Genomic DNA, 22335 nt, shown 5'->3' with positions numbered 1-22335 from the left:
GTCGGCCGCCGCCGGTCCTCAGGGTCGGCAGCCGCCGGCCGGATACGAGACGTCGCAGCGCCGGCCGGGCTCCGCGTGACTGCCGAGCCGGCCGGGCTCCGCGTGACTGCCGAGCCGGCCGGGCTCCGCGTGACTGCCGAGCCGGCCGGGCTCCGCGTGACTGCGGAGCCGGCCGGGCTCCGCGTGACTGCGGAGCCGGCCGGGCTGCCCGTGGTCCCCGAGCGGGTTGGGTCACCCGTGGTCGCCGAGTCGGCCGGGATGCGCGGGGTCGCCCAGCAACCTCGCGCATCCCGGACCGGCGGCTCGCACGCGCCGGTGACGAGGGGAGCCGCCCGACGGCCGTCGCTCAGCCGACCGTGACCGTCCGGCACGGCAGCGGTGTCGCCGGTCCTGAGGTGGTGTCGATCGCGAAGGCACAGACCGAGTGGCTGCCGGCACCGGCGACGAAGGACGTGGTGAAGCCCTGGTTGGCGCCGGCGTGGTACGCCGCCCCCACGTCCGGTCGCGCCTGGTCGGTCGTGACCGCCCCGCCCCAGGCGCCGTCGACGTAGAGGTGCACCTGGACCGGACCTGTCGTGTCGGGGTCGAGCGCCCAGCCCTGCACCGTCACGGTCGTCCCGCTCACCGTCGCCGAGTCGACGCTCCCGAGCGGCGCGCGGTTCACCACCGTGACCGTCCGGCAGCCCATCGGCGTGTTCCCACCGGAGGTCGCGTCGATCGCGTACGCGCACACGGTCTGCGTCCCGAGCGCCGCGGTGAACGTCTTGCTGAAGCCCTGGTTGGCACCCGAGTGGTAGGCGGCGGCCACGTCGGACCGCGGCCGGTCCGTGGTGACGGCCCCGCCCCAGGCACCGTTGACGTAGTAGTGCACCTGCACCGGGCCCGCCGTGTCGGGGTCGAGCGCCCAGCCGGAGAGCGTCACCTGGTTGCCGTTCGCGACCAGCTGCTCGAAGTTGGCGACGGGCAGGATGTTGGCCGGCGCACCGGCCACCACCACGGTGCGGCAGCCCATCGGTGCGTTGACGGCCGACTGGGTCGTGTCGATCGCGTAGGCGCAGACCGAGTGCGTGCCGGCGCCGGCCGTGAACGTCTTGACGAAGCCCTGGTTCTGGCCGGTCTTGTAGGCGGCCGCGACGTCCGCGCGCGGCTGGTCGGTGGTCACCGTCCCGCCCCAGGCGCCGTCGACGTAGATGTGGACCTGCACGGCCCCGGTGGTGTCGGGGTCGAACGCCCAGCCACGCAGGGTGACGCTGGTGCCGCTGGCAGTCAGCGACTCGAAGTTCCCGACCGGCACCTTGTTCACGACCGTGACGGACCGGCAGGCCAACGTCGAGTTCTGCCCGCCGGAGCTGTCGATGCCGTACGCGCAGACCTGGTGGGTGCCCGCAGCCGCTCCGACGGTCGCGCTGAAGCCGTGCGACAGACCCACACCGGGGTAGGCCGCGAGGACGTCGTACCGCGCCGCGCCGGCGGCGAAGTCGCCCGACCAGACGCCGTCCACGTACACGTGCACGTGGATCGGGTCGGTGGTGTCGGGGTCGAACGCCCAGCCGTTGACCGTGATCGAGCCGGCCGTGGTCGTCGTGCCGTCGATGTTGCCGAGCGGCTGCCGGTTGCCCGTGGGGGAGCCGAACCAGTCGTAGAAGTAGTTGAAGAAGTTGCGGTTGCCGTACGACGAGCACGAGTCGCCGGTTCCGGTGCCGGCCGCGATCGCTGCCGCGTTGGGCTGGTAGGGCGTGTAGTTGTACAGGCCGGCGGTCGCCTGGTTCTGGATGTAGACCGACGACGAGCCGCAGGCCTCGTTGGGGTGGTAAAGGATCGTGTTGGCGCGGCCGGCCCGGTAGTTCCGGGTCGCTGCGGTGGCCTTGTACACCTGGAACTGGCGCGCGGCCATGTACACCTGGTTGAACAAGCCGTAGTACTTCTCGTCGCACACGGAGGTGTCCGGGCAGCCATAGCCCATGGCCTTCTGGTAGATCGCGGCGGTCCCGGCCGTCTTGCGCGTCACCAGGCTCTGCTCCTTCTGCAGGATGACGAGCAGGGCCTGGGGGTTGACGCCGCAGGAGAGAGCGACCCGCGCGATGATCGTCGCCACGCGCTCGCTCCCGGCGGTGTACCCGCTGCAGTACGCGTCGGCGGCCTTCGTGCCCGAGATCATGGCGTAGTCCTTGAGGCACAGCGTGCCGTCGGACGCCGGGACGCACGCCGCACCCTTCTGGTCGAGGAAGGCCTGGATCGCGGCCTCGCCCATGGTGTTGCGGTCGTAAAAGATGCCGTCCGAGATGATGTAGCCCGGGTCGAACAGGCCCGTGGGCGCGGCGGAGGCGATCGGCGCCCCGACGACGGCGGTCAGCCCCGACGTCGCGACGACCAGGGCCAGGATCGCGGCGCAGCGGCGGCGCAGGGCGGCTTTCATCAGGGAACCTCGATCTGTTGCGGGTCGGCGTGGCCGACCGACGTCGACGACTCGTACGTGAGCTGAGCGGTCCAGGCCCCGGAGCCGAGCCTGGCCGCGGGGACGGAGATCACGCCGCAGTCCGTCGACGACGGTCCCGGCTCGGCGGGCTGGTCCGTCGTGACGGCCCTCGCGCCCTGCGTCAGGACGAGATGGCAGACCCCGTCCGCCTCCAGCACGGCCACGAAGCCCGCGACCTCGACGGCGGCCGACGGCGCGTCCCACGTGGCCGACGTGACCTGGAGCCCGACCTGCGTGCGACCGTCCTGCGGCGCTCCGGGCGCAGGCGCGTGCGTCGGAGCTGCCGTCACGGGCTTCCCGGCAGCGTCGTTCGCCGTGGGGCTCGACGCGACCGATGTCGCGGTCGCCGTCACCGTCGGCCCTCCACCGGCCGCGCCGGTCGTGGTGGCGCCGGTCGTGGTCGTGCCGGTCGGGGTCGCTCCGTCGGCGGACTGCGCAGGACCACAGGCAGCGAGCAGCACGACGACGCACGCGGCCGACGCCGCGGACGCAAGATGACGTCGTAGCTCGCTTCGCACGGGGGATGACCTTTCGACCGGGCACCCACCGGGTGCAGGAGACGCCCAGGCATGCTAGCCGGTCCGGACGCCGAGCCGGTGGACGGAGAGGAGCGCGTCGCACGACCAGGTCGCCCGGTCCGGGTGAAGCCGCCGCCCTCGTACGATCTGCCCGTGAGGATCCTGCTGGACGCCACCGCCGTCCCCGCCGACCGCGGCGGTGTCGGCCGCTACCTCGACGAGCTCGTGCCGGCGCTCGCGGACACGGGGGTCGACCTGGTCGTCGCCTGCCAGGAGCGCGACGTCGACCGGTTCGGTGCGCACCGGGCGGTCGACGTCGTGCCGGCGCCGGGCGCCCGCGGCCCCGTCGCACGGCGGCTCGCCTGGGAGCAGACAGGACTGGTGTCGCTCGCGCGCCGGCTGCGCCCCGACGTCCTGCACAGCCCGCACTACACGATGCCGCTGGCGACGGGCGTGCCGACGGTGGTCACGCTGCACGACGCCACGTTCTTCAGCCACCCGGACGCCCACCTGGCGCTGAAGGCCCGCTTCTTCCGGACGGCGACGCGGGTGGCCCTCCGCCGCGCCGCGGCGGTCGTCGTCCCGTCGGCCGCGACCCGGGACGAGATCGCGCGGTACGCCGGGCGGTCGAAGGGGCCCGTGCACGTCGCGCAGCACGGCGTGGACCTCGAGCGCTTCCGACCGACGTCGGTCGCGGAGCAGGAGCGGGTCGCGACGAGCCTGGGCCTCGCGGGCCGGACCTACGTCGGCTTCCTCGGGACGCTCGAGCCCCGCAAGAACGTGCCCGCGCTCGTGCGGGCCTGGGTCCGCTCGTGCGAGGGGTCGGACGCGCCGCCGGCGCTCGTCCTGGCCGGTGGTCGAGGGTGGGACGACACCATCGACGCGGCGCTCGCTGCGGTGCCCGCCCGCCTGACGGTCCTGCGGCCCGGCTACCTGCCGCTCGACGACCTGCCCGGGTTCCTCGCGGGTGCGGTCGTCCTCGCGTACCCCAGCCTCGCGGAGGGCTTCGGGCTGCCGGTGCTCGAGGCGATGGCCTGCGGCGCGACGGTGCTGACCACCCGCGAGACGTCGCTCGCGGAGGTCGGCGGCGAGGCCGTCGCCTACTGCGGGACCGACGACGGGTCGATCTCGGCCGAGCTGTCGGCGCTGCTCGCCGACCCCGCACGTCGGGAGGCCCTCGCCGGTGCCGCGGTCGCCCGTGCCCGGACGTTCACCTGGGCACGCTCGGCCGCCCAGCACGTCGAGGCGTACCAGGCGGCGCTGAGGTCCCGGTGAGCGTCAGCGGGTGCGCCGGCCCAGCTCGTCCAGGTACACGGTGACGTCCTCGACGCGGGGGAGCAGGCCCTGGTCGCGCGCCTCCAGGAGCGAGGGCGCGGCGAGGTCCTTGTCCGAGAGCTGCGGCGTGATCGGCCGGCCGGCGCGGTCGGTCGCCGGCCACTCGATGCCGACGGTCGGGTCGAGCGGGTGGATGCCGTGCTCGCGGCCCGGGGCGTACCCGGTGGAGCACAGGTACAGCACCGTCGAGTCGTCCTCCAGCGAGAGGAACGCGTGTCCCAGGCCCTCGCCAAGGTAGATGGCGCGGCGCTCCACGTCGTCGAGCAGCACGGAGTCCCACCGGCCGAACGTGGGGGAGCCCACGCGGATGTCGACCACCACGTCGAGGACCGCCCCGCGCGCGCAGGTCACGTACTTGGCCTGTCCCGGCGGTACGTCGGCGAAGTGGATGCCGCGCAGCACCCCGGCCGCGGACACCGAGCAGTTCGCCTGCTGCAGGTCGAGCGGATGTCCCACCGCCTCGGCGAACGCGCTCTCCTTGTACCACTCGAGGAACACGCCCCGGGGATCGCCGAACTGCTGGGGGGTGATCTCCCAGGCGCCGGGCACGGTCAGCTCGCGGAACTGCACGGAGTGGTCCTCTCGTCGTGGTCGGCGCTCAGACTACCGGCCGGGATAGGGTGACCGACCGGTAGAGGAGACCGTCGGTCGAACGAAGGAGAGCACGGTGCGCTGGTTGGTCACGGGGGCCTCGGGGATGCTCGGCACCGACCTGGTCCGCCTGCTCGAGGCGCGCGGCACGGACGTCACGGCCGCCGGGCGGGACCGCCTGGACGTGACCTCGCAGGCGTCGGTCGAGGCCGCCGTCGCCGGTCACGACGTGGTCGTGAACTGCGCCGCGTGGACCGCGGTCGACGACGCGGAGACCCACGAGGCCGCGGCGTTCGCAGCGAACGCCGTCGGACCGGCCCTCCTGGCACGTGCCTCGCGGGCGGCGGGCGCACGGCTGGTGCAGATCTCCACGGACTACGTCTTCGACGGCGTCGCCACCGAGCCCTATGCCGAGGACGGCGCCGTCGCACCGCGGTCGGCGTACGGACGGACCAAGGCCGCGGGCGAGTGGGCGGTGCGTGCCGAGACGGACGACCACCTGGTCCTGCGTACCGCGTGGCTGTACGGCGCCCACGGGAGCTGCTTCCCGAAGACCATCGCGCGGCTGGCCGCAGAGCGTGGGGGGCTCGACGTCGTGGACGACCAGGTGGGCCAGCCGACGTGGACGGCGGACGTCGCCGACCTCGTGGTCCGGCTGGTGGACGCCGGCGCCGCCTCCGGCACCTACCACGCGACGTCGTCGGGACAGACGTCGTGGTGGGGCTTCGCACGCGCCGCCGTCGCCGCTGCCGGCCTCGGCCCCGAGACGATCCGTCCGACGTCGAGCGACGCGTTCGTCCGTCCGGCTCCCCGGCCGAGCTACTCGGTCCTGGGGCACGGCGCGCTGGAGGCCGCCGGGATCTCCCCGATCGGCTCCTGGGAGTCGCGCTGGGCCGCCGCGAGCGCGGCCGTGCTCGGATGACCGCACCCGTCGAGCAGCCGGCCCTGATCGGCGGCCGCGGCATCGCGTCCGTCGGTGTCGCGTCGATCGTCGCGGCGGCATCGGGGTACCTGGTGATCTTTCTCGTCACCAGGTTCCTGCCGGTCGCCGAGAACGCCGACTTCCTCGTCTTCTGGTCGCTGCTGTTCGGCGGGTTCGCGGTGCTCGGCGGGATCACGCCGGAGACCACGCGGGCCGTCGGCGCTGCGGGCCCGCACGAGCGCTCGGGGGCTCGTGTCATGCCGTGGACCCTCGCGACAGGTGCCGCCGTGGCCCTGGTCGTCGTCCTGACGGCCCCCGTGTGGCACGACACGCTGCTCGGCGACGGTTCGTGGCCGGCGGTCGTCCTGGTCTGCGTGAGCCTGCTCGCCTTCGCCGGGCACCTCACGATGGTCGGCACGCTCACCGGTCGTGGCCGGTGGGGCCTCGTGTCGGCGTACGTCGGCGGGGAGTCGTTGCTGCGGCTCGTCCTCGTCGGCCTCGCGGTGCTGCTCGGTTCCGAGCTGTTCGGGCTCGAGGTGGCGGTCGCCGCGTCGGCCGGTTTCTGGCTCGTCGTGACACCGTGGTCGGCCGTCACCCGTCGGGCCGTGGCCACGCTCGCCGACGTGGGACCGCGCCGCCTCGTCGGCAACCTGCTGCAGGCCGTGCTCGCGGCGGTGGGCACCGCCGCGCTCGTCGTCGGCTATCCGACCCTCCTCCGTGCGACCACCGATGCGGCACAGTGGGCGACCGCCGCTCCGCTCCTCCTGGCGATCTCCATGACGAGGGCGCCGCTGCTCATCCCACTGAACGCCTACCAGGGTGTGGCCATCCGCTACTTCCTCGACCCCGCCCGTGGGCCGGTCCGCGCCCTGACGCGACTGAGCCTCCTGGTGCTCGGCGCCGGCGCGGCCGGAGCGGCGCTCGCCGCGGTGCTCGGCCCGTGGCTGATGACCACCCTGTTCGGGCCGGCCTACGAGGTCGCGCCGGGCATCCTCGCCGCGCTCATGGTGGCCGCGAGCACGGTCGCCGTCCTCACGCTCACCGGAGCGGCGGTCCTCGCCCTGGGGCGGCACGGGGCGTATGCGGCCGGATGGATCGTCGCGGCGTGCACGTCGCTCCTCCTGCTGTTCGTCGACCTGCCGCTCGACCAGCGGGCCGTGGTGTCCCTCGCCCTGGGTCCGCTCGTGGGGATCGGCGTCCACGCGCTCGCGGTGAGGTCGGCGGTCGCCTCGGCGCCGCACCCCGCCCCGGCGTGACTTCGCCGGCGGCACGCACTTAGGGTGGCGCAGCCCTCCGGAAGGACCCGCCATGCCTCTCGACATCCTGATCCCGTTCTGGGGTGACCCGGCCCTGCTGCGCGAGACCGTGCGCAGCGTCCAGGCCCAGACGAGCGACGACTGGCTGCTCACCGTCGTGGACGACGCCTACCCCGACCCGAGCGTGGGCGAGTGGTTCGCGGGGCTCGACGACCCCCGCATCCGGTACGAGCGCAACCCCGCCAACGTCGGCATCACCGGCAACTTCCGCCGCTGCGTCGAGCTCGCCACACAGGACCGGATGGTCGTCGTGGGGTGCGACGACCTGCTGCTGCCGAACTACGTGGCGACCGTCCTCCGGGCGCACGAGCACTTCCCGCAGGCCGACATGATCCAGCCCGGGGTCCAGGTGATCGGTGCGGACGGCGCGGTCGTGACGACGCTCACCGACACGGTCAAGCAGAGGCTGCTGCGCCCCCGCGCACGGACGCCGCGGCTCCTCGGCGGGGAAGGTCTCGCCGTCAGCCTGCTGCGGGGCAACTGGCTCTACTGGCCGTCGATCGCCTTCTCGCGTCGAGCGCTCGCGACGGTGGGCTTCAAGGACGACTACCCGGTGACGCAGGACCTGGCCGTCGAGATCGACATCCTGTGCGCGGGGGGGACGCTGCTGCTGGTGCCCACCGTGTGCTTCTCCTACCGCCGTCACGACGAGAGCGCCTCGTCGTCCACCGCGGTCGACGGGAGCCGGTTCGACGGTGAGCGCCGGTTCTTCGCGGCGGCCGCAGAGCAGGTCGCCGCGCTCGGCTGGCGACGCGCGGCCCGGGCCGCGCGCGTGCACGGGACGTCCCGCCTGCACGCGGCCACGCTGCTGCCACGCGCGGTGAAGGTCCGTGACGCGGCCGCGGTGCGCGTCCTCGTGCGTCACGCGTGCCTGTGAGCCCGGGCCGCGTGAGAGACTGAGCGGCTGCCGCACGACGGCCCCCAGACCGCCAGGAGACACCGCACGATGCCTCGACTTCTCGTCGATCTACTGTCCTACACCGGCACCAAGGGCGGCATGGAGACCTACGCCCGCGAGCTGTACAAGCAGCTCGGGACGATGGGCACGGACTACGAGTTCGTCGGCTGGGCCAGCACCGAGCTGATGACGAAGGACCACTCCTGGTTCCCGGGCGAGGTCGTGAGCTCGGGCTACTCGGGGGAGAACCGGTTCGTGTGGGCGTACGGGGAGCTGGTCGGCTCGGGGCGGGCTGCCACGAAGCTCGGCGCCGACCTGGTCCACTGCCCGGCGACCCTGGGGCCGATGCGCTCCTCGGTGCCGACCGTCATTACGATGCACGACCTCCTGTACTTCAGCCACCCCAAGCTCATGGCGACGCCGCTGTACACCGAGCCGGTGAAGCTGATGGAGAAGCTGGCGGCGCGCAACGCGGCGCACATCCTCACCGACAGCGAGGCGTCCGCCGCGGAGATCCGCCGGTACCTGCCGGTCGACCCTGCACGGATCGAGGTCGTGCCGCTCGCCGGGACCACCCGTCCCACGAGCGCGACGGCGAGGCCCGGCGAGCGTCGCTCGGACCTGATCCTGGCCCTGGGCAACCGGCTCCCGCACAAGAACTTCGCCGGCCTCGTCCGTGCCATGGCCCTCGTCGACCCCGCCGTGCGGCCCACGCTGGTGGTCACCGGGAGCCGCGGGGACGACCCGTTGCGCCCGATCGTCGAGGAGCTCGGACTGCAGGGCAGCGTCGACCTGCGGTCCTGGGTCTCGGACGAGGAGATCGACGAGCTCTACGCGACGGCGACCGCCATGGTCATGCCGTCGTTCGGGGACGGGTTCTGCCTGCCGGCGCTGGAGTCGATGCTCGTCGGCCTGCCGGTGATGCTCTCGGACATCCCCGTCTACCACGAGGTCGGTGGCGAGGCGGCGCTGTACTTCGAGCCCACCGACCTGGCCTCGATCGCGGCGGCGATCACCCGGGTGGTCACCGAGCCCGAGCTGGTGGCCAAGATGTCGGCCGACGGGTTCGCCCAGGCCGGCATCTTCTCGTGGGAACGGGTCGCGAACGAGACCCTGGCCGCCTTCGACCGCGTGCTCGGTCGCTGACCGGGCCTCAGGCCAGCGCGGCCAGCGTGCCGTGCAGCAGGTCGATCTCCCGCTCGATGGGGAAGTGGTGGTTCCCGACGAACAGGCCGTCCTCGTGCACCTTGTCGGCGTTCGGCAGGGCCGCGGGCACGTCGGCGTCGAGGTAGCGCATCACCGGGTTGCGGGTGAAGTTGCCGGCGACGACCGGGCGGCACTCGATGCCGTCGGCGGTCAGGGCGGCGACGACGTCCCGCCGGCGGCCGGCGAGGGCGCCCTCGAGCACGAGCGAGAAGCCGAACCAGCTGCTCTCGCCGACCTCGCGCTGCAGCCGCACGGTCGGCAGGTCGGCCAGGCGCTGCGCGAAGTACGCGGCGTTCGCGCGTCGGCCCGCGACGAGCTCGGGGACCTTCGCGATCTGCTCGACGCCGAGCGCGCCCGACATCTCGAGCGGACGCACGTTGTACCCCGGCAGCACGAACCGGAACAGGTCGTCGAACCGGTCACCCGACTTGGCGTGGACCACGTTGTCGTCGGGGAGCTCGCGTGTCCAGCCGTGCGCCCGCAGCGACACCAGCATCTGACGCAGGTAGTCGTCGTCGGTGAGGACGACGCCGCCCTCCATGGTCGAGATGTGGTGCGAGAAGAACGAGCTCAGGGTGCCCATCACGCCGAAGGTCCCGGCGGAGCGGCCACCGAGCGTCGCCCCCAGGGACTCGCAGTTGTCCTCCAGGACGAGCAGGCCGTGGGCGTCGGCGATCTGCTGGAGCCGCGTGTAGTCGAGCGGGTTGCCCAGCAGGTTGACCGCGAACACCGCCTTGGTGCGCGGGCCGATCGCCGCCTCCACCTGGTCCAGGTCCAGGTTCAGCGTGTCGAGGTCGATGTCCACGAACTTGAGACGCAGGCCGTACTGGTGCACGGGGTAGTAGGTGGTCGCCCACGACACCGCGGGCACGATGACCTCGTCGCCGGGCTGCAGGTCGTTGCGCGGGTCGAGGACGGCCGCCGCGACGGCGAGCAGGTTGGCGCTGCTGCCCGAGTTGACCATCACGGCGTGGCCGCTGCCGAACGCCGCCGCGCAGAGCCGCTCGAACTCGGCGACGAGGGGCCCCATGGTGAAGCGCCCGCTGGCGATGACGTTCTGGAGGGCGGCGAGCTCCGCCTCGTCCCAGGACGAGGTGGCGAGGGGGAACGCGGGTCCGGTGGTCTCAGGCATGGGTCTCTCTCAGGTCAGACGGTGGTGAGGAAGGCGGCGTAGGTCTGGGCGATGCCGTCGCGCAGGCTGGTCGGGGTCGTCCAGCCGAGCCCGCGCGCGAGCGAGGAGTCGATCAGCCGGCGCGGTGCGCCGCTCGGGCGGTCGACGTCGTAGACGAGCTCGCCGGTGAACCCGACGGCCTCGCTCGCGGCCTCGTAGTACTCGCGGACCGAGTGGTCCACGCCGCACCCGAGGTTGAGCGCGTCGGGCCAGGCGGCCAGGTGGTCCACCTGCTCGACGAGGAAGCGGGCGAGGTCACCGGCGAAGGTGAACTCCCGACGTGCGGTGCCGTCGCCCCACACCGCGACGGTCGGTGCTCCGTCGGCGTGCGCGCGATGCACCTTGCCGAGGGCGGCGCCGACCAGATGGGCAGTCTCGGCGTCGAAGTGGTCGTACGGGCCGTACAGGTTCGACGGCACGGCGACGCGGTAGCGCACGCCGTGCTGGGCGCTCGCGAACGCGCACAGCCGCGCGGCGGTGCCCTTGGCCAGGGCGTACCCCTCGTTCGCGCGCTCGAGCCGGCCGGTCAGCGCGTCCGACTCGACGAAGGGCCGCTCGTACGCCTCGGGGTAGACCACGGCGCTGCCGACGTAGAGCAGGTCACCGACCCCCGCCTCCAGCGCGGCGCCGATCACGGACGTGTCGAGCAGCAGGTTGTCCTGCAGGTAGGTCGCGGGCTCGGCCAGCTTGGCGGCGATGCCGCCGACCTTCGCCGCGGCGTGGATGACGGCGTCGGGCCGCACGTCTGCCAGGTAGCGACGCGTGGCCGCGTGGTCACGCAGGTCGACGTCTCGCCGCGTGACCACGACCAGCTCGTCGTCGGGGCGTCGGGCGGACCAGGCGTCGGCGAGCGTGCGGCCGAGCATCCCCCCGCCGCCGGTCAGGAGCGCGCGCACAGGGAACCTCCGGGTCGGCCAGCGGGAACGGGTCGTCCGAAGGTGTTAACGGGTCTGGACCTCGTCGACGAAGTGCTGGCCCTCGGTCTCGAGGGCAGCCACGTCGGCGTCGACCATGATCTGCGCGAGCCGCGGCGTGTGGATCTGCGGTGTCCAGTCGAGCAGGTCCGCGGCCTTGGCAGGGTTGCCGATCAGCGCGTCCACCTCGGTGGGCCGCAGGTACCGCTCGTCGAAGCGGACGTACTTCTCCCAGTCGAGGCCCACGTGCTCGAACGAGAACTGCAGGAAGTCGCGGACCGAGTAGGCGGTTCCGGTGGCGACCACGAAGTCCTGGGGCTCGTCGTGCTGCAGCATGCGCCACATCGCGTCGACGTACTCGGGCGCATAGCCCCAGTCACGGACGGCGTCGAGGTTGCCCATGTAGAGCTCGGACTGCGTGCCGGCGGCGATCCGGGCCACGGCCCGCGTGATCTTGCGGGTCACGAACGTGCCACCGCGGCGCGGCGACTCGTGGTTGAAGAGGATCCCGTTGCACGCGAAGATCCCGTAGGCCTCGCGGTAGTTGCGCGTGATCCAGTACGAGTACACCTTGGCCACGCCGTAGGGGGACCGCGGGTAGAAGGGCGTGTCCTCGTCCTGCGGCGGCGGGGTCGCACCGAACATCTCGGAGCTGCTCGCCTGGTAGAACCGCGGGGTCACGCCGGAGGCGCGGATCGCCTCGAGCAGGCGGATCGTTCCCAGCCCGGTCGAGTCGCCGGTGTACTCGGGCTCGTCGAAGCTGACCCGGACGTGCGACTGGGCGGCGAGGTTGTAGACCTCGTCGGGCTGGATCTCGTTGAGCAACGTCACGAGGCGCGACCCGTCGGTGAGGTCGCCGAAATGGAGGAACAGCTTGTGGTCCTCGCTCTGGGCTTCCTGGTAGATGTGGTCGATGCGCTGCGTGTTGAACGTGGAGGCCCGGCGGATCAGGCCGTGCACCTCGTATCCCTTGGAGAGCAGCAGCTCGGCGAGGTAGCTCCCGTCCTGGCCGGTGATTCCAGTGATCAGCGCACGCTTGTTCGTGGTCATCGGGTTCAGACTGCTCCAGTCGTTCGTTGCGCCGCACTCTGCGGCGATCGCGGGCGGTCGCCGCAACGACCATGGGAGCCTACCGGGTGCGGCAGGCGGGCTGATGGGCTGGTGGGCGTCACGCCTCGTCGAGGAGGCCCAGCAGGTAGGTCCCGTATCCGGACTTCACGAGCTTCTCGGCGCGCAGGCGCAGCTCGTCGTCGGAGAGGAAGCCCTGGCGCCAGGCCACCTCCTCGGGGGACCCGATCTTGAGACCCTGCCGGTGCTCGATGGTGCGCACGTAGTCGGAGGCCTCCAGCAGCGAGTCGAACGTCCCGGTGTCCAGCCACGCGGTGCCACGGGGAAGCACGTCCACCTGGAGGCGGCCCTGCTCGAGGTAGACGCGGTTCACGTCCGTGATCTCGTACTCGCCGCGGGGCGACGGCTTGAGGTCGCGCGCGATCTCGAGCACGTCGTTGTCGTAGAAGTACAGGCCCGGGACGGCGTAGCTGCTGCGCGGCCTGGCGGGCTTCTCCTCGAGCGAGAGGGCACGGCCGGCGTCGTCGAACTCGACCACGCCGTAGCTCGTGGGGTCGGCGACGCGGTAGGCGAACACCGCACCGCCCTCGATGTCGTGGAAGCGCTGCAGCCGTGAGCCCAGTCCGGGCCCGTAGAAGATGTTGTCGCCGAGCACCAGCGCGGCGCTCTGCGTCCCGATGAACTCGGCGCCGAGGACGAACGCCTGGGCGAGCCCGTTGGGCTCCGCCTGCACGGTGTACTCGATGTTGATGCCGAACTGCGAGCCGTCACCCAGGAGCCGACGGAACTGCTCCGCGTCGTGCGGTGTGGTGATCACCAGGACGTCCTGGATGCCCGCCAGGATCAGCGTGGAGAGCGGGTAGTAGATCATCGGTTTGTCGTACACCGGCACCAGCTGCTTGCTGACGCCGAGGGTGATCGGATGAAGACGGGTGCCGGAACCGCCGGCCAGGATGATGCCGCGCATGGGTCAGTAGTCTGGCCCATCGTCGGCACCCCTCGCGACAACCGGTCGCCGGCCGCTCTCGCTGCTCGCGCCGGGGCGGTCGGTAGACTCCGCGGACGCCCCGACGAACGGATCCTCTCGAGTGCACCGCATCCTCCCCGCCGCGCAGTCCTACGCCTGGGGCTCGACCACCGCGATACCGGAGATCCTCGGGCTGGAGCACGACGGGACACCGCTCGCCGAGGCGTGGTTCGGGGCGCACGAGACGGCGCCGGCACTGGTGGCGACCGCTGACGGCTCGGTCCCGTTGCACGCGCTGATCGCCCGGGGCCCCACCGCCGCGCTGGGCGACGACGTGGTCGCGCGGTTCGGCACGGGCCTGCCGTACCTCCTCAAGCTCATCGCCGCCGACCGGCCCCTGTCCCTGCAGGTGCACCCGCCCCTCGAGCGCGCACGCGAGGGCCACGCCGAGGAGGAGGCGGCGGGCGTCCCCGTCGGTTCCGTCCGGCGCAACTACAAGGACCGCAACCACAAGCCGGAGCTCGTCTACGCGCTGACCCGGTTCGAGGCCGTGTGCGGCTTCCGGGCGCCGCGCCGGGCCGCCGAGCTGTTCGCCGGCCTCGGTGCACCGCTCGCGAAGGAGCTGCACGGGATCCTGATCCACGACCCCACGGTCGGTGGCATCCGTGCCGCGTTCCGGCAGCTCCTCGAACCGGCCACGCGTCCGTCGGCGGACGAGGTCGGCGAGGTCGCGGAGGCCTGTGCGACGCGGCTCGCCGCCGACTCGCCCTCCCCGCGGGCCGACCGCACCGTGGTGCAGCTCCAGGCCGCCTACCCCGGTGATCCAGGAGTCGTCACGTCCCTGCTGCTCAACCCGGTGACCCTGCAGCCCGGGGATGCGATGTTCGTGCCGGCCGGCGGCGTGCACGCCTACCTGAGCGGGGTGGCCGTCGAGGTCATGGCGAGCTCCGACAACGTGCTGCGCGCAGGTCTCACCCCGAAGCACGTCGACGTCCCGGAGCTCCTGCGGAACGTCGACTACGTCGCTGCGCCGCCGATCCGTATCGCCCCCGAGGAGTCCCACGCGGGGACCAAGGTGTTCTACGCCCCGGTCGACGACTTCGAGCTGTCGGTCACCGACATCCGTGACGACGAGGTCCACCCGTTGCCGGGCCGCGGCCCCCGGGTGCTGCTGTGCCTGGCCGGCGAGGTCACCGTGTCGGCGGCCAGCGGCTCGCTGGCGCTCGGCAGGGGACAGGCGGCGTTCGTCCCGGCGGACGACGGTGCGCTCGCAGGCCGTGGCCACGGGGTGCTCGTCCAGGCGGACGTGCCCTGAACGCTGCCCGGCACGCCCCGATCCCCACGCGGACCGACCCGCCGAGTCAGCCGAGCCGCTCCGCCGTCACCTGCTCCGTGGTGCGGAGCCGGTCGAGGCGCAGCGGGTCGGCGGCCAGCGCCGCCCGCAGCGGCTCGTCGACGAGCACGACCGAGCCGTCCCCGGCCAGCGCCGCCAGGGCGTCCTCGGCCGCTCCTACCCCCCCGCCCGCCGACGCCTCGGCGGCGACGAGCCACCGGGCCGGGCTCTCGACGGCCGCCCGTTCGACGGCGTGGGCCACGAGCGTGGCGTGCGGCTCGACCCGATCGGCCGTGACGAGCGCCGTCGCGCCCAGGTCGGTCGGCGGTGCCGTCGTGATCGCGTCGCCGTACGTCATCACGGCGGACGCCGCATCGACGGCGCCGGCCGGCAGGTCGCCGGGGAACCGGCGGCTGAGCATCGGGAGGGACACGGCCACGAGCTGCGAGACGCCGCGGTACGACCCCGGGTCTGCGGTCACCACGAGGTCCGTCGCGTCCCCGTCGGCGCCGGGCGTCACCACGCCGGCGCCGACGCGCCAGACGGCGAGGGCCCAGACGACGGCCCGCCAGTGCCCGGGGAGGTCGAGCGTCACGCGCGCTCCTGGCCCGACGTCGAACTCCTCGACGAGCAGGTTCACGGTCTTGCTGACCCAGTTGTCGAGCACGGCGCCGGACAGCTCGACGCGTTCCCCGTCCGCCGAGTACCACGTGATCCGGGGACGCCCGGGCTGCCGCGTGAGAAGGGTCAGCAGGTCGGCGATGGTGGTCACAGGCACGTGCTCCAGGGTAGGGCGACACGCGGCGTTCACCCGTCCGCCGCAAGATCACCCCGACATATCCGGGCAACTACCACGGCTCCGCTTGACGACGCGGAACGACACGCGTGTAATTCCTTAGAACGGATTCACGACAGCGCGAGCACCACGACGCGTCGGCCGGGCCACCGGCGGACCGCACCAGCCGAGCCTTGCACCGCAGCACGATCAGACGAAGGACCCGCACGGAGGCACGCAATGTGGAACCTGCTCGACGACGAGGACGAGAACTTCCCCTCCGACGCACGGAACGCTGCACCGCAGCAGCGCTCGAACGTGCTGCCGCTGTTCGGGGTGCCCGAGGACGACGGTCCGATGGGGTGGCAGGAGCGCGCACTGTGCGCCCAGACCGACCCCGAGGCCTTCTTCCCGGAGAAGGGCGGCTCGACCCGTGAGGCCAAGAAGGTGTGCACGGGCTGCGACGTCCGCTCCGAGTGCCTCGAGTACGCACTCGCCCATGACGAGCGTTTCGGCATCTGGGGCGGTCTGTCCGAGCGCGAGCGGCGCAAGCTCAAGCGTCGCGTCGTCTGACGAGTGTCGCTCCCGGGCCTCACGGCCCCGGACGGCATGATGGCCGCAGCATGACTGAGACCCTCCCGCCCGTGGGCCTGCCCACGGCGACCGCCGCGACACCGGTGACGACGCCGGTGACCGCCGTGGTCGTCACCCGAGGCGTCACCCGCTACCTCGTCGCGACGCTCGAGGCGATCGCGTCGTCCCGGCGACGGCCGCTCCGCGTGGTCGTGGTCGATGCGGGTGCCGACCCCGACCAGCGTGTCCCGCCGGCGCTGGAGCGCGCGTTCGCTGCGGTCGTCGACGCACCACGCCCACAGCTGCGCGCGGTCGCCGTGCCGGGCGCGCGCACCTTCGGCGACGCCGTGCGCCGCGCCCTCGGCGACCCTGATGTCACCGCGGACGGCCCGGCCACACCGTGGCTGTGGTTGCTGCACGACGACAGCGCCCCTGCCCCGTCGGCCCTGGGCGAGCTCGTGAAGGTCGTGGGGCACGCGCGGTCCGTCGCGGTGGCGGGAGCCAAGCAGCGGACGTGGACCGAGCCGGAGCGGCTGCTCGAGGTGGGCGTGCGGACGTCACCCGCGGGTCGGCGGATGACCGACGTGGAGCCCGGCGAGCTGGACCAGGGGCAGCACGACGGTCGCGTCGACGTGCTCTCCGTCGGGCTGGCCGGTGCGCTCGTGCGGCGCGACGTGTGGGACGACCTCGGCGGGCCGGACCCCGTGCTCGGGCCCTTCGGCGACGGCGCCGACCTCTCCCGGCGGGCCAGGCTCGCCGGTCACCGGGTCGTCGTCGTTCCCTCGGCAGTGGTCCGGCACGCGCAGGCCGGCTACCTGGGCCTGCGTGGTGACGCGGTTGCGGGGCAGTCGGGTACCGACGAGCCGGTCGACCTCGACGGCGACGGCATGGACGACGCCGCCGACCCCCGCCGGTCGTTCCGCGAGCGGCGCCGCGCGTCCTTGCACGCGCGGCTGGTCGGCGCCCCGGTGCCGTTGGTGCCGGTGGTGGCGGTCCTCGCCGTGCTGGGTGCCGTCCTGCGGGCGTGCGGCCAGCTCGCAGCCAAGCAGCCGGGCCTCGCCGTGGACGAGCTCGTCGGCGTCCTGCTCGCCCTCCTGCGCCCGCGCGCCGTGGCCCGCGCCAGGGCACGTGCGCGGCGCACCCGACGGCTCAGCCGGCGCACACTTCGCCCGCTGCAGGCGAGCTGGCGGGAGGTGTGGACACAGGCGCAGGACCGGCGGCTCGCCCGCGCGGCGGCGCGCCGCGTCGTGCAGGCACCGAGCGAGCTCGAGCTGCGCGAGCTGGCCGAGCTGACGACCCGGCGTCGCACCACGCTCGGTGTCGTCGTCGTGCTCCTCGTCGCCGCCACGTCCGTGGCGTGGGGCTCCTTGGTGGGTCCCGTGGTCGGGGGAGCCCGGCTGGTGGGTGGTGCGCTCGCACCCGCGGTGGGCGACCTCGGCAGCCTGTGGGTGGCCGCGACGTCGGGATGGGTGGCGGACGAGCTCGGTGGGCCGGGTCCCACCGACCCGCTCCTGACCGTGCTCGTCGGCCCGACGGCGCTGACCGGGGGGTCGCTCGGCACCGCGGTGGCCGTCCTCCTGCTGGGGGCGGTGGTCCTCTCCGGTGTCGGCGCCTGGGCAGCCGCGGGGGCTGCGACCCGGTCGACCGTGGCCAGGGCGTGGGCCGCGGTGGTGTGGGCGTGCGCCCCGGTCCTCCTCATCGGCGTGGGTGACGGACGGCTGGGACCTGTCGTCGCGCACGCCGCGCTGCCGTGGGTCGCGCTCGGCCTGGCCCGCGGGCTCGGGGTGCAGCGCGTCGACCAGGTCCTCTCCGGCCTGGTCACCGCCCGCCGTTCCTCGGACGACGACGACGTGCACGGTGGCGACGTGCCCGGTGGCGACATGCCCGGCGGCGACGTGCTGGACGGCGACGAGCCCGGTGGCGACGCCACCCGACGTGGCGCCGAGGCCGACGACACGACACCGGTCCGTGGCGTCCCGACCGTGCCGACCCAGCGTGTGTCGGGCGACGGCGCCGCGACGCCGGCCGACCGCGCCGTCGCGCCCGCCCTCGTCGGGGCGCCGGATCCCACCGGGTCGATCGCCGGCGCGGCGGGGGCGGCCCTCGCGTTCACCGCGGTCGTCGCGGGCGCACCGGCGCTGCTGGTGCCCGGCGTGCTGGCGCTGCTGGCAGTGGCGCTCGGGGCGCGACGGCGTCGAGGACGCGTGCTGCTCGTCGCCGTGCCCGCGCTGGTCCTGCTGGCGCCGACCCTCGTCGAGGCGGGCCGGCGCGGCCTGGGGGGATGGCGGCTGCTGCTGGCCGGCCCCGGGCTCCCGACGGCCTCGACAGGCTCGGACCCCGTCGGCCGTCTGCTGGGCGTCCCCTCGGACGCCTCCGCACTCGTCCCCGACTCGTTCACCGGCATGCTGGCGACCGCATGGCCGTGGGCGCTCGGCGCCGTCGTGCTGGTCCTGGCCGTGCTCGCCCTGCTCCGAGGTGCTCCCGTCGCCAGGGCGGTCCGCACCGCGTGGGTCGTCGCGGTGCTCGGCCTCGCCGCGGCCACGGTCGCGGTCGCCGTGCCTGTGGCGGTCGCGGACGGCACCGTCGTGCACGGCTGGGCCGGTCCCGGCGTCTCGCTCGCCTCGGCGGGGCTCGTCGCCGCCGCGCTGCTGGGCGCCGACCGGGTGCGGGACCGCCTCGCGCGTCGCTCGTTCGGCTGGCGTCAGCCCGTGGTCGCGCTGCTGACGGCCGTCGCCGTGGTCGTCCCGCTCGCGGGTCTCGGCGGATGGGCGTTCCAGGCCCGCGCGGGCAGCGGCGCGCCGCTGCACACCGTGGCCGGGCCGGTCGTGCCTGCCGTCGGCCAGCAGGCGCAGCTGTCACCGTTGCGGTCGCGGATCCTCGCGCTCGCCGTCGGTCCCGACGCCGTCTCCTGGCAGCTGATGCGCGGGGACGGCCCCATGATGGTCGACGGCGCCGCCGCCGTCAGCACGCGCACGCTCGACGGGGACCTGACCGACCCGACGTCGTCCGGCCCCGATGCCGCGACCGACGAGGTGCAGTCGCTGGTGGCCCGGCTCGCCTCGGGGGCGAGCGGTGACGTCGCCGGTCCCCTCGCGGCGCTCGCGGTGGCGGACGTGCTCGTGCCGGCGGTGCCCTCTGGCGGTGGCGAGCCGGACGGGGCCGAGCCGGACGCAGGCGACTCGGGCGACGCGACGGCTGCGCGTGACGAGCTGGTCAGCAGGCTCGACGCGACCGCGGGGCTCGAGCGCGTGACGCAGAACGCCGCCGGGACGCTCTGGCGGGTCCGGCCGGCGACACCGGGCACGGTCGTCGTGCCGGCGTGGGCGCGCGTGCTGGACGGGGGCGCGACCGTGACGGATCCCGCGGCGACGGCCGTCCCCGTGGCGTCCGAGGGTCGGACCGTCGACACCGACCTGCCCGCTGGAGCGGCGGGACGGCAGCTCGTGCTCGCCGAGCGTGCGGACCCCCACTGGCACGCGTGGCTCGACGGCAGACCGCTGCGGGCCGTCGACCAGGGGTGGCGGCAGGGATTCGAGCTGCCCGCCTCCGGCGGTCGGCTGGTGGTCCGCCTCGACGTGCCCGACGCTCAGCTCTGGCTCGTCGCGCAGGGTCTCGTGGCGCTGGTCACGGTGCTGCTCGCGGTGCCGGTCCGACGACGCCGGGCGGCGCGCGCATGAGGACGACGGAGACCGACGGCACGGGCACGGGCGACGGCGGGCGGCAGACCGGGCGCGATGCTGCGACCGTCCCGGCGTCGGCAGTCTGGAGAGGGCGGCTGGCCCGCGCGGTCAGCGGGATCGCGGTCCTCGGTGCCGTCGCCGGTGTGGTGGCGCTCGGACAGTGGCCCCTGAGCGGCACCGCAGCGGCACCGACGGTGCCGCCGGAGCAGGTCGCCGTGCCTCCGTCCGCGACGACGCTGGTGTGCCCCGGGCCGTTGATCCTGCCGGACGACACCGGGCGCGGCGACGCGGCGTTCGACCCGACCCCGGTGGACCCGGTCACGTCCCTGACGGCGGTGACCTCGGTGGCCGCCGGTGCGCAGGGTGAGGCGGTCGCGGCGGGTGCCGTGACGACGCTCGACGGCTCCCGGACGAGCGCGACGCTCCCCCCCGGAGGCGCGGGGACCACGGTGTCGCCGGTGGCCGGGCCGCTCGTGGTGCACGCCCAGCCCGGCACCGAGCCGGCGAGGGTCGGAGCGGTCGCCGGCGGCCTCGTGACCGCCGGGGACCTGCGCGGCCTGTCCGCGGCGTCCTGCCTGCAGCCGGTCGCGGACGCGTGGCTCGTCGGCGGGGCGACCGACCTGTCCAGCACCGCCCATTTGGTGCTCGACAACGCCGGCTCGACGGCGGCCGAGGTCACGCTGGAGCTGTGGGGCCCGTCCGGACGGGTCGACCTCTCCGGTGAGCGGTACCTCGTGGCGCCGGGCGGTGAGCGGGTCGTCGGCCTCGGGGGCGTCGCCGCCGAGCAGCGCAGGGTCGCGCTCCATGTGACGGCGACGGGCGGCCGGGTCGGGGTCCACGTCCAGGACTCGGCGCTCGACGGGTTCACCCCAGTCGGCACCGACCTCGTGGTGCCCGGGGCACCGCCGTCGCGCCGGCAGGTCGTCCCCGGGGTGGCCGTCGTCGCGTCGGCCGTCGACGACCCGCATGCACCTGCCGTGCGTCTGCTCGCACCGGGTCACGCCCCGACCACGGCCCACGTGACCCTGCTCGGTCCGACGGGGCCCCTGCAGCTCCCGGGTGCGGAGTCCGTCGAGCTCACGCCGGGCGAGGTGACGGACGTGCCGCTGGGCGGGCTCGCCGCCGGCGCCTACACGGTGCTCGTCAGCGCGGCCGAGCCGGTGGTGGCAGCCGCGGTGGTCAGCCGACCGGGAAGCCCCGGGGTCCTCGACGACACGCCGTCGGCCGAACGCGGCTGGGCCGCCTCGGTGACGCCGGGGCCCGGCGGCGTCGTGGTCCTGCCGGAGGGGACCCGCGGGACGCTCGTGGTCGGTGCCGTCCCGGACGGGGACGACGACGGTACGGAGGGCACCGCGCTCGGGACCTTGCGGCTGCTCGGCGCGCGCGGCGAGCTGCTCGGGGAGCGGCCGGTGAGCGTGCCTGCCGGGACGACCGGGTCGTGGACCCTCGAAGGGCTGCTCAGCGGCAAGGGCCCGCTGCGACCGGGCTCGACGACGGCGACCACCCCGGCGCCGCCGGCGCCGCGCGGCGGTGCGGGCCGTCGACCTCGTCACGCGCTCGGGAGCAACGGTGCGACTGTCGTGGGCGCTCGTCGCCGAGGTCGACCGGCCGGACGGCGTGCTCGTCTCCGTCCTCGGTCCGGTGCCGGTCCGGTCCGGGGCGCCCAGCGTCGCCGTGCGGCCGGACCCGCGGCTCGGGACGCGCTGACGGAGCACCGTCACCCGGTGCGGGTCAGCGGGCGGCGCGCAGCTCCGCACGCTCGCGCACGCGCAGGCCGAGCGACGTGAGCAGCCGCACCGGCGCCTGGTACCGGTGCGGGTAGCGGCGGGCGACGTAGCGGGCCGCGCTGGCATGGTGCGCGGAGATCATCGAGGCGGGCCGCTCCCGCCACGACGTGCCACCGACGTGCGTGACCCGGGCGGCCGGGACGTACAGGTTCGTCCATCCCGCCCGGCCGAGCCGGTCGCCCAGGTCCACGTCCTCGAAGAACATGAAGTAGCCCTCGTCGAACCCGCCCACCTCGGCGAAGGCCTCCGAGCGCAGCAGCAGGCACGCCCCCGAGAGCCAGCCGGCGGCACGCTGCCCACCGGTGTGCTCGTGGTTCGCCCGGTAGGCGCGGGTCCACGGGTTGCCGGGCCACAGGCGCACCAGCAGCGCGTGCCCGGCGCCCTGGGTGAGCGACGGCAGCGCACGCGCCGAGGGATACACGGTGCCGTCCACGTTGAGCAGCGCGGGCCCGAGCGCGGCGGCCCGCGGCTCGGCGGCGCCGGCCTCCAGGAGCGTGTCGAGGGCACCGGCCTCCCACTCGATGTCGGAGTTCGCCACCACCAGCCACGGTCCGGTCGCGTCCAGGGCGCCACGGTTCGCGGCCCCGCCGTAGCCCAGGTTCCGGCCGGCGACCACCAGGCTCGCGCCGTACCGTGCCGCGACCGCCCGGGCCACGGTGTGGTCGTCGCCGTTGTCGACGAGCACGAGATCGACGGGTGCGGTCGTCGCGGAGGTGAGCGTCGCGGCGAACCTCTCGAGCTCGGGACCGGGGTGGTAGACGACGCAGACGACGCGGACGGTGGCGGAGGTGGCAGGGCTCATCGT

General features: G+C 74.0%; 18 protein-coding genes. 9 read left to right on the top strand and 9 right to left on the bottom strand.

Features of this window, described 5'->3' with window-relative positions; genetic code table 11:
- Window positions 1-346: 346 nt before the first annotated feature.
- Together ACVW07_RS04800 and ACVW07_RS04795 are read right to left on the bottom strand one after the other, a co-directional pair.
- Window positions 347-2416: a hypothetical protein gene (locus tag ACVW07_RS04800; RefSeq protein ID WP_456818132.1), complete on the bottom strand. Its 2070-nt coding sequence runs from the start codon at window positions 2414-2416 to the stop codon at window positions 347-349.
- A complete protein-coding gene (locus ACVW07_RS04795) occupies window positions 2416-2994 on the bottom strand; it encodes a hypothetical protein (protein WP_456818131.1) in 579 nt (192 codons plus the stop codon). The genes ACVW07_RS04800 and ACVW07_RS04795 overlap by 1 nt, the downstream gene beginning before the upstream one ends.
- Before the next feature lie 153 nt (window positions 2995-3147).
- Here ACVW07_RS04795 and ACVW07_RS04790 point away from each other — a divergent pair, with 153 nt between their 5' ends.
- Complete coding sequence (locus tag ACVW07_RS04790; RefSeq protein WP_456818130.1) at window positions 3148-4269, top strand: glycosyltransferase family 4 protein; 1122 nt, start codon at window positions 3148-3150, stop codon at window positions 4267-4269.
- 3 nt (window positions 4270-4272) lie between these two features.
- Here ACVW07_RS04790 and ACVW07_RS04785 read toward each other — a convergent pair whose 3' ends face one another.
- Complete coding sequence (locus tag ACVW07_RS04785) at window positions 4273-4899, bottom strand: dTDP-4-dehydrorhamnose 3,5-epimerase family protein (protein WP_456818129.1); 627 nt, start codon at window positions 4897-4899, stop codon at window positions 4273-4275.
- Between the two features lie 97 nt (window positions 4900-4996).
- Here ACVW07_RS04785 and rfbD point away from each other — a divergent pair, with 97 nt between their 5' ends.
- The 4 genes from rfbD to ACVW07_RS04765 all read left to right on the top strand — a co-directional run bounded on the left by rfbD (window position 4997) and on the right by ACVW07_RS04765 (window position 9202).
- Window positions 4997-5842 carry a dTDP-4-dehydrorhamnose reductase gene (rfbD, locus tag ACVW07_RS04780; protein ID WP_456818128.1) on the top strand — a complete coding sequence of 282 codons (846 nt, stop codon included), beginning with the start codon at window positions 4997-4999 and terminating at the stop codon, window positions 5840-5842.
- A complete protein-coding gene (locus ACVW07_RS04775; RefSeq protein ID WP_456818127.1) occupies window positions 5839-7098 on the top strand; it encodes a hypothetical protein in 1260 nt (419 codons plus the stop codon). Before rfbD ends, ACVW07_RS04775 begins: the two co-directional genes overlap by 4 nt.
- 52 nt (window positions 7099-7150) lie before the next feature.
- Window positions 7151-8035: a glycosyltransferase family 2 protein gene (locus ACVW07_RS04770; protein ID WP_456818126.1), complete on the top strand. Its 885-nt coding sequence runs from the start codon at window positions 7151-7153 to the stop codon at window positions 8033-8035.
- A 69-nt stretch (window positions 8036-8104) separates the two neighbouring features.
- Entirely contained in the window at window positions 8105-9202 is a 1098-nt protein-coding gene (locus tag ACVW07_RS04765) for a glycosyltransferase family 4 protein (protein ID WP_456818125.1), read from the top strand.
- Between the two features lie 7 nt (window positions 9203-9209).
- Here ACVW07_RS04765 and ACVW07_RS04760 read toward each other — a convergent pair whose 3' ends face one another.
- From ACVW07_RS04760 to rfbA, 4 genes are all read right to left on the bottom strand, one after another.
- On the bottom strand, window positions 9210-10394 hold the full coding sequence (locus tag ACVW07_RS04760) for a DegT/DnrJ/EryC1/StrS family aminotransferase (protein ID WP_456818124.1): 1185 nt from the start codon (window positions 10392-10394) through the stop codon (window positions 9210-9212).
- Window positions 10395-10408: 14 nt separating this feature from the next.
- On the bottom strand, window positions 10409-11329 hold the full coding sequence (locus ACVW07_RS04755) for an NAD-dependent epimerase/dehydratase family protein (RefSeq protein WP_456818123.1): 921 nt from the start codon (window positions 11327-11329) through the stop codon (window positions 10409-10411).
- 45 nt (window positions 11330-11374) lie between these two features.
- The gene (gmd, locus tag ACVW07_RS04750) at window positions 11375-12397 is read right to left on the bottom strand and encodes a GDP-mannose 4,6-dehydratase (protein WP_456818122.1); all 1023 of its coding nucleotides are present in this window, start codon (window positions 12395-12397) and stop codon (window positions 11375-11377) included.
- A 118-nt stretch (window positions 12398-12515) separates the two neighbouring features.
- A complete protein-coding gene (rfbA, locus tag ACVW07_RS04745; protein WP_456818121.1) occupies window positions 12516-13382 on the bottom strand; it encodes a glucose-1-phosphate thymidylyltransferase RfbA in 867 nt (288 codons plus the stop codon).
- A gap of 121 nt (window positions 13383-13503) precedes the next feature.
- On the opposite strand from rfbA, the gene manA reads away from it, so the two are divergent.
- The gene (gene manA / locus ACVW07_RS04740) at window positions 13504-14697 is read left to right on the top strand and encodes a mannose-6-phosphate isomerase, class I (RefSeq protein ID WP_456818120.1); all 1194 of its coding nucleotides are present in this window, start codon (window positions 13504-13506) and stop codon (window positions 14695-14697) included.
- 46 nt (window positions 14698-14743) lie between these two features.
- Here manA and ACVW07_RS04735 read toward each other — a convergent pair whose 3' ends face one another.
- Complete coding sequence (locus tag ACVW07_RS04735) at window positions 14744-15493, bottom strand: TIGR03089 family protein (RefSeq protein WP_456818119.1); 750 nt, start codon at window positions 15491-15493, stop codon at window positions 14744-14746.
- A gap of 237 nt (window positions 15494-15730) precedes the next feature.
- Between ACVW07_RS04735 and ACVW07_RS04730 the strand changes: the two genes are divergently transcribed.
- Genes ACVW07_RS04730 through ACVW07_RS04720 form a run of 3 tightly spaced genes read left to right on the top strand, consistent with a single transcriptional unit; the run spans window position 15731 to window position 21530 of the window.
- Window positions 15731-16063, top strand: a complete 333-nt coding sequence (locus ACVW07_RS04730; RefSeq protein WP_456818118.1) for a WhiB family transcriptional regulator — start codon at window positions 15731-15733, stop codon at window positions 16061-16063.
- A gap of 50 nt (window positions 16064-16113) precedes the next feature.
- The gene (locus tag ACVW07_RS04725; protein ID WP_456818117.1) at window positions 16114-19740 is read left to right on the top strand and encodes a glycosyltransferase; all 3627 of its coding nucleotides are present in this window, start codon (window positions 16114-16116) and stop codon (window positions 19738-19740) included.
- Window positions 19737-21530, top strand: coding sequence for a DUF5719 family protein (locus tag ACVW07_RS04720; protein WP_456818116.1), 1794 nt, complete (start codon window positions 19737-19739; stop codon window positions 21528-21530). The genes ACVW07_RS04725 and ACVW07_RS04720 overlap by 4 nt, the downstream gene beginning before the upstream one ends.
- Here the strand turns inward: ACVW07_RS04720 and ACVW07_RS04715 are convergent.
- Complete coding sequence (locus tag ACVW07_RS04715) at window positions 21475-22332, bottom strand: glycosyltransferase family 2 protein (protein ID WP_456818115.1); 858 nt, start codon at window positions 22330-22332, stop codon at window positions 21475-21477. The genes ACVW07_RS04720 and ACVW07_RS04715 overlap by 56 nt on opposite strands.
- Window positions 22333-22335 lie beyond the last annotated feature (3 nt).

This window comes from Cellulomonas sp. URHB0016 (assembly GCF_054057935.1).
This window is presented reverse-complemented; position numbering and strand designations above follow the sequence as displayed.